Source organism: Pseudomonas sp. P4_C3, assembly GCF_056402075.1.
The window spans coordinates 1-3,664 of the sequence record NZ_JBFUIC010000364.1 but is presented as its reverse complement, the minus strand read 5'-3'; the positions used below and the strand labels follow the sequence as shown (position 1 = coordinate 3,664).

The window sequence follows — 3,664 nt, the reverse complement described above, 5'->3', positions numbered from 1 at the left end:
ACAATGTGCTGCCACCCGATCTGCAAACCAGCTTCAATATCCCCACTAACGGTAATCCCAGCCCGGTGTTCGGGGCTCAACCGTTCACCCAGAAGCTTGAACTTTTCGAGGAATTCGGCTCGAACAAACTGGATGCGACCGACCCGCCATCACCCGTTCCGTTTCCGGTTCCGACGCTGGGCCCCGCACCGGCGCAAGATCCATTGAAGGTGGCGCGTAGCGGCCCGTCGCCGGATGCGCTGGAGGCCTTTCTCAGGCAGCCGGCATTGACGCCCTTCCCGACAGAGTTCTCCAATGTCCTGGACCGCAACCCCTGGAAGGCGCAGATCGAGCTTTTCCTCAATCGCCGGGTCGATTCGCCCGCAGAAGGCCGGCCACCGGGAAAAGGCTGGTCGCACCAGCGTTTCAATGAGTTTTTCCCGCGCGACGCCTTCAAGACGGTGCAAGCAGGCGCGCACGTCAACAGCGGCTTGCGTGATCGTATGCAACGGCATAACTACGCCGTGGGGGAATTCGCGCCCGGCGGGCTCTACCACAACACCAGCGGCGACCCGGCCAACGAGGGCACCACCAAGGGCATTCAAGTGCAGTTCCACCCCAACTTCCCTGTCCAGGACCATAATGCGGTGTGGACATTCGACGGCACCTTTCCGCCCAAACTGCTTCTAGTACGCTATGGCCAAGCGATGCTGATGCGTCACTACGATGCCTTGCCCATTGACCCATCGGCCAACCGGGGCTTTGGCCTGCACACCCTTACCACCCATGAACATAACGGCCACTCGCCCGCCGAAAGCGACGGCTTTACCAACGCGTTCTTCTTCCCGGGCCAGTACTACGACTATCGCTGGCCGATCCAGTTGGCCGGTTACGACAGCATCAACACCACTGCGCAGGACCCACGGGCAGCGTTCCCGTGCGACCCCGGTGAAATCCTTTTCGTCAACGACGCCACCCCCGGCTTCAAGACATGCAACAACGGCACCATCAAGATCCGTGGCGACTGGCGCGAAACCATGAGCAGCCACTGGTTCCACGACCACATGCTCGATTTCACCGCGCAGAATGTCTACAAGGGCAATGCGACGATGATGAACTACTACAGCGCCGTGGACCGTGGCAACGAGGCGGTCGACGACGGGGTCAACCTGCGCTTGCCCAGCGGTTCGGGGCTGGGGTGGGGTAACCGCGACTATGACGTCAACTTGACGATCGCCGACAAGGCCTGGGACCAGACCGGCCAGTTGTGGTTCAACCCCTTCAACACCGACGGTTTTCTCGGTGACCAGGTGCTGACCAACTGGGAGTACAAGCCCTTCCTGGACGTACGTGCCCGTCGCTACCGTTTCCGCATTCTCAACGGATCGGTTTCTCGCTACTTCAAGCTGGCGGTGGTGCGTCAGGTCAATGGTAATGGTGGCGAGTTTCCTGGCCCGAAAAGCTCCGCTGTTTCCTATAACCGGGTGCCGTTCCACTTGATTGCCAACGACGGCAATATCATGGAGCACGCGGTGCCGTTCGATGGCAGCCTGGACCTCGATGGCGACGGCGACACTCAGAACCACAATGGCATTCTGCCGATACAGGGCATTGGCGAGCGCTATGACATCGTCGTCGACTTCGCGAAGAACGGCATCAACCCCGGCGACAAGCTTTTCTTCGTCAACGTCGAGGAGCATGAAAACGGCAAGCGTCCAAAACGTGACATTGCATTGGCGGATGTACTCTCCGGGAAGTACCTGCCCGTTGTCAGGCAAACCAGCAACGGGCCACAGTGGGTCAACGGTGACCCGGGCGTGGGCCTGTTCCTGCAACTGAACGTCCAGCCTTACACCGGCCAGGATGTCAGTATGAATCCGGTCGACTTCGAGCCCGCCAAGCCTGGCAAGCCCGAGGGCAGGTTCATGATCCCCTTGCCCTTGCACCGTGATGACCCTGCCGATATCGCCCGGCTTGCCCAGGCGCGGCACCGCACCTTTATCTTTGGCCGCTCCAACGGCACGGATTTCAAGCCCTGGACGATCAAGACCGATGGCGGCGAAGGCTTCAACATGGACCCGCGGCGGATTTCAGCCGCGCCACAACTGGCCACTGGCCCGACACCGGCCGGGTTCAAGGGTGAGGGCACGCTGGAAGTCTGGAAGATCCAGAACGGCGGCAATGGCTGGAGTCACCCGGTGCATGTGCACTTCGAGGAAGGGATCATTCTCACTCGAGGTGGCAAACCACCACCAGAATGGGAAAAAGGCGCGCGCAAGGATACCTACGATATAGGCCGCCATCCCGAGAGCCTCGACACTGTCGAGATGGCCATACACATCCGTGAGTTTGCCGGTACCTACATGGAACACTGCCACAACACACAGCATGAGGACACGTCGATGCTGCTGCGCTGGGACTCCGAGCACCCGGGCCAGTTCCAATTGATGCCCACACCTTTGCCCAGCTGGGACGGCGTGAAATTCGTGGCCTCGGTTGCGTTACCGACGTTCCGTACGGGAGATGGCGTCGGGCCACAGGCCGGGGTCAACGATAACCCGGACAATAGCAGTGGCAGTGGTAGCAGCGGCAGTAGCAGCAGTGGCAAAGGCAGCAGCGGCAGCAGCAGCAGCAGTGGCGGTGGCAAAGGCAGCAGCAGTGGCAAAGGCAGCAGTGGCGGTGTCAGCGGAGGTAAAGGCTAGCGTCGTCAATCTAACGGCTGGTCATGTCGTCAGCAAACGCAAAAAACCGCTTACATGACCGTTTCAATCCCAAAGCCGCCTGTCATCACAGTCGGCTTTGGGTAGATTCTGTTGAAAAAGTCGCCCCGGCCAAATGGGCAGTGCATTGAGTGGTGAAAACGTCATTTTTGTACGCTGCTACGTAAAATCCGAGCCCTGATGCTTCTGCGTGTAATGCAGATTTCAATCTCAGACGCGTTCTTTTCTGACCCGAAAACCGACGCCGACTTTTTCAACACAATCGGTAGATTGCTGCCGGTCACAATCTAAAATCATCAGCTTTCTCGGTGATGGACTCGAACAGCAAGCGCACTTTGCCAAGTCGGCTTGGCGTACGATTCTCGCCGAATCCTGCGGCCGTCCCCAAAATCCCTCTGTGGCAATGCCGCGAATTTGCTTTTTTCGAGGGAAAAATGGCAGTGCTTTGACCTGGTTTGTTAGCCCGACCATAGATTTTTATGGTACTTCACGGAATCCCGGGGAACACCGACACCTGTAGAAGCTGCGGTGCGGCGATCCGACTTGCCAGCGATGGCAACTGACGGCCGACCATTTTCTTCCTGGTGTACATATTCATTACTGCGGTAACGGCCACTTAGGGTTCCGCCCTTACGGCGGGTCACTTGGAAAAGCGGAACGCCGCCCGGCCCCAAGTAACCAAGGGCTCTTGCCCCTGACGTTCGGTGCCTCGCCCAGGCTCGGCATGCCCTCGCTCCGGTCCTGCTCCGTGGGCCCGCCGCCATCGGCCATCCATGGCCCAGAGTGTGTMAAAACKCCAAAGCMAACCCTTGCTATGATTKCCCMGGATTTCATCGCAAGGGYTGCCCATGAAACGCTTCATTCAAGGTGAACACCGAGGTCAAAGGACCCTGCTCCCCGAGAGCCTGGACGATTACGTCAGCGACACTAATCCGGTGCGCGTTGTCGATGTCTTCGTGGATGAA

General features: G+C 58.9%; 3 protein-coding genes. 2 read left to right on the top strand and 1 reads right to left on the bottom strand.

The genetic code is table 11. The features are described 5' to 3' along the window. On the top strand, positions 1 to 2,681 hold a 2,681-nt coding region (locus AC1DVH_RS27630), incomplete at its 5' end, for a multicopper oxidase domain-containing protein (protein WP_477756464.1). Positions 2,682 to 3,186: 505 nt separating this feature from the next. Here the strand turns inward: AC1DVH_RS27630 and AC1DVH_RS27625 are convergent. Next, positions 3,187 to 3,315 carry a hypothetical protein gene (locus AC1DVH_RS27625; protein WP_477756463.1) on the bottom strand — a complete coding sequence of 43 codons (129 nt, stop codon included), beginning with the start codon at positions 3,313 to 3,315 and terminating at the stop codon, positions 3,187 to 3,189. A 232-nt stretch (positions 3,316 to 3,547) separates the two neighbouring features. On the opposite strand from AC1DVH_RS27625, the gene AC1DVH_RS27620 reads away from it, so the two are divergent. Next, the coding region (locus AC1DVH_RS27620; protein ID WP_477756465.1) for a hypothetical protein at positions 3,548 to 3,664 on the top strand (117 nt) is incomplete at its 3' end.